This is a genomic window from Tenacibaculum geojense (assembly GCF_042676005.1).
Classification (GTDB): Bacteria; Bacteroidota; Bacteroidia; order Flavobacteriales; family Flavobacteriaceae; genus Polaribacter; species Polaribacter geojense.
This window is the reverse complement of the sequence record NZ_JBHTJR010000039.1, coordinates 1-4,119: the sequence shown is the minus strand read 5'-3', so window position 1 is coordinate 4,119 and position 4,119 is coordinate 1. Positions and strand designations below refer to the sequence as shown.

Sequence of the window (4,119 nt, the reverse complement as noted above, 5' to 3'; positions counted from 1 at the left end):
TGCTAACGCTAGTGAATAAAAGAAAATAATAACTAATTTAACCCGTAACTGACGGTTATACGAAACCGTTACCAGTAATAACAAAAATGAACTTTAAATATTATCAATATAGAATCGGAGATGCCAAACTTTGTGGAGGTGAAATGCACGCAAGTTTACACGAGATAATATTTGATAAAGAATTTAGTGATAACGAGAACGAATTCGCAAATCAATTAAAAGATTTTTTACAAAACTCGAAAAGACAACCGAAAATCCTTAATAGACATTTAGAAAGAGGAATTAATTCATCAAATGAAGAAAGAATGTGTTTAATTGGTTATCCAGACTTTCCTTTAAAACCTTTTGAACCAAGTTATTTCAACTCAAAACATTTAGAATTAGGATTATCAGGCGGAGATATTGGTTGGTATAAACCTGAAAGTTTAAATGAAGAATACTACTTCTTTTATGAGACAAAACATCCTTTCTCTCAATGGCATAAATCTGAATTCAAAATTGACAATTTGACTTTCAATAGTGCCGAACAATATATGATGTTCGGAAAAGCCAAATTATTTAATGATAACGAAATAGCTGATAAAATAATGTCAACTAGTAACGTTAGAGAGCAAAAGAATTTAGGAAGACAAGTAAAAGGATTTGACATTGAAATCTGGAATAGAAACGCATTAGATATAGTTTATAAAGGCAATAAGGCAAAGTTTGAACAGAACTCTGAGCATTTAAAGTTATTAATATCAACAAAAGGAAAAACAATAGTTGAAGCTAGTCCATATGATAAAATTTGGGGAATCGGATTAGACTCTGACAATGAAGACTCTTATAATCCTTTAAAATGGAAAGGAACTAATTGGTTAGGTATTGTACTGACTGAATTGAGACAGGATTTAATGAAAAACAACTTTTCAAACGGATATTGGGAACAAGAAGATTATACAACAAATAAACAAAAATAACTACTGGTAACAATGGCTATAATTAATACGGGTTTGGTGTTTAATCCAAAGTTTAGTGTATTTTTATAAAGTCGTCAAATCATTTTGATTTGACTTTTGAGCAGAAAAAAATAAAAGTAAACAAAATGCTTCGTCTTAGTGCTAAATCGGAAAGCCACCGCTTCCCTATTCCCGCACTAATCATAGCCGAAGCCGTTAGCTACAACTCTGAACTAATTTAACAAAATGAAACACTATATTGGAATATTATTAATTCTTTTCACAATAATAGCTAAAGGACAAACAAAAAAAGAAATTAAGCAGACTTTAGAAAGTATAAAATCCCAAGAAGATTTTAAAAAATATAAATCTCAAAATTCTGATTCGATTATTGAATTTATTGAACTAAACACATTGAATTCTGGAATTTCGAAAAAACTTTTGGGATTAAAAAAAGGAGAAATAAAAAAGATAAAAATCGAAAATGGGAATTATTATTATAAGTTAATTGATTCCTCCAAAGAAACTGAATATCGTGCAAGCTATATATACTTAAATGCAGATGAATTAACTAAAAAAGAAATTGATTCAATTAGACCGATTATAATAAAAAAATATAAATCTGGAGTTTTATTTACTGATTTAGTTGATGAATATAATATGGATGGAAATTCTAAAAAAGGAGATTTAGGATGGTTTAAAAAAGGAAAGCTGGTTCCTGATTTTGAAAAAGCAGTTATTGAACATAATGAATCTGATATTTTTACTGTTGATGTAGACAATTCAGACAAATATTGGATGCAAAATTGGTATTATGTAGTTCTAAAAACACATAAAGACAGAATTAGTGAAATACGAACTTACATTAGAATAAAAAAGCAGTAGCTAACACGGTGTATAAAACATAGCTAATAAGTGCTTAACCGAAAGGTTTGTGTATATTTAGAAAGTCTGCTAAATTTTTAATTTGGCTTTTAAAAAAGAGAAAAATAAAAACAAAATATAAAAATTCGGCTCTATGTAAATCCGAAAAGGTAGTATCTATTTACACGCTACGTTTCATACACAAGTCCGTTGTGTGTAACTAAATAGCTATGAATAAAATAAAAGATTTTAAAATCATCAAAACACTACAACAAAACGGAGAAAATGCAGATGTCTTTTTAGTTGAAAATGAAAATGATAAATTCATAATAAAGCGCTTCAATAAAGTTCCAAAATGCAATAATGCTTATGGAAAAGAAAATCATTTTGGAAGGAGAAGAGAAGGAAGTGAACTGGTATTCAATGAAATTAAAAAAAAATCTAATCAATATGATTTCCTGATAAAGTTTTATGAACGTTTTAAATGGAATAATGATTGGTGTATTCTAATAGAATTTTTTGAAGGAATAACATTTAGAGAATTTATTAATTTAAACAAAAATAATACGTTAGACTTAATTCAAGGAATCAAGAATTTCGCAAATGAAGTCTCTAAATGGCATAAACATAATTTCTCTCACGGGGACCCTCATCTTGATAATGTTTTAATAAATAAAAATTTAGAAATAAAATTAATTGATTACAGTCAACTACATTTTCCAGATTTTAAGTATTGTAAAAAATATAATTGTTTTACACCTAATAATAGGAGAATTAATGAAGACTTAATCAAAACCACATCTCATTTTGGGAGAGGTTTTTTAAAAGAATTAGAAAATATTAATAATCAAACTAATTTTGATTTAGACTTTAAGAAAATATTTTTAGAAAATTATAAATACTAAGAAAATGAATGATATCTGTTTAGCAATAAATGCGATTAAGGAAAGTGATATTGTAAGTCTTTTTGAAATGTTAGAGGTAGTCAAAGAGGAATATAAACTATGTATCAATAAAAATACTTTACAAGTATATTTTTGTGAAAAAGACAATATTGAAAAGTTGTGTTCTGACGAAAAAGAATATAATATTAAAGTTTATGAATCTGAAATTAGAGAGAAAAATAAATTTTCAATTATAGATAAGCTTGAAAACAAATACGGAAAATGTATTCCGTAGTATACACACAACAATGGCTAAACTTAATGTGGGTTTTTAGGCTTTCTCGATATTTTGGCTGCTTTACTTTGTCCGCTTAAACTTATTTGATTAGTTTTAAGTCAACAAAGAAAAAACTATAAAATAAGTTTAAGCTAAGTGACTCGTCCGATAAACTGTGATTATCAACTCCCACACTAAGTTTAGCCAAACCGTTGGGTGCAATTTAAAACAAACGACATTGAGTCTAGAAAAGAAAGATATTAAATACGGATTTTGGAGCGTCAAAAATAGAAAACCTGAATATCTAACTTTTGATAACAATAAAATAAATAAAGTTAAATGGCTAGGTATCGGATTCCAAAACGAAGACAACAAAACTAAAGAACTAAAAATCTGGAATAGCACGCTTGAAAAACTGGATAATGTTGAATTCGTATGGACATATCATAAGTTAAACCAAACAACATTTGAATCCATTTGCCGAATGAAAAACTTAAAAGGAATAAATATCAAATGGAGCTCTATAAAAGATTTGGAATGTTTGAAAGAAAGAACCGAAATTGAGCATTTGAATCTTGGTTTATCAACTGGTATAGAAAGTATTCGACCAATATGCGAATTGCCAAAACTAATCACTTTAGAATCAGAAAATTAAAAAAAGGTTAGTGATTGGAATTATTTAGCCAATCTTAAACAATTAGAAGGACTTGGAATCAGCGGAGGAATGTACGAACGACTAAAGCTAAAATCGATTGATTTTATAAGCGAGTTAATTCATTTAAAATACCTATATCTTATGTCCACCAAAATCTTGGATAATTCATTGGAACCAATAGTAGAATTAAAAAAGTTACAAAACTTAAAGTTGACTAATGATTGGTCAGAAGAAAGTATTGTCCGATTGAGAAACACTTTGCCGAAATTGAGATATGGTAATGTTGCGAATAATAAACAAACTCAATATTTAAATAGAATTTTTGGAAAATAAAAAAACTGCACCCAACAATGTATAACCGCAATTACGGCGGATTCGACTACGTCCGAATCCACTCAGAATTGCTTAAGCTAGTAAATAACTAAAAAAAATGGCTAAATTAGCCCGATAACTGACGGGTTATACGAAACCGTTGTGAGCAATAGTTTCAGTCTTTTGGTT

The 4,119-nt window shown here is 28.4% G+C and carries 5 protein-coding genes; all 5 read left to right on the top strand.

Translation table 11 applies throughout. The annotated features are described in order from the left end of the window. Positions 1-86: 86 nt before the first annotated feature. A complete protein-coding gene (locus ACFQ1U_RS06705) occupies positions 87-959 on the top strand; it encodes an NADAR family protein (protein WP_386106622.1) in 873 nt (290 codons plus the stop codon). Between the two features lie 225 nt (positions 960-1,184). Then, complete coding sequence (locus ACFQ1U_RS06700; RefSeq protein WP_386106620.1) at positions 1,185-1,823, top strand: peptidylprolyl isomerase; 639 nt, start codon at positions 1,185-1,187, stop codon at positions 1,821-1,823. A gap of 209 nt (positions 1,824-2,032) precedes the next feature. After that, a complete protein-coding gene (locus ACFQ1U_RS06695) occupies positions 2,033-2,707 on the top strand; it encodes a lipopolysaccharide core heptose(II) kinase RfaY (RefSeq protein WP_386106618.1) in 675 nt (224 codons plus the stop codon). Between the two features lie 4 nt (positions 2,708-2,711). Beyond that, positions 2,712-2,981 (top strand): hypothetical protein, encoded by a 270-nt coding sequence (locus ACFQ1U_RS06690; protein ID WP_386106616.1) that lies wholly within the window; start codon positions 2,712-2,714, stop codon positions 2,979-2,981. 220 nt (positions 2,982-3,201) lie between these two features. Further along, entirely contained in the window at positions 3,202-3,618 is a 417-nt protein-coding gene (locus ACFQ1U_RS06685) for a hypothetical protein (RefSeq protein WP_386106614.1), read from the top strand. Positions 3,619-4,119 lie beyond the last annotated feature (501 nt).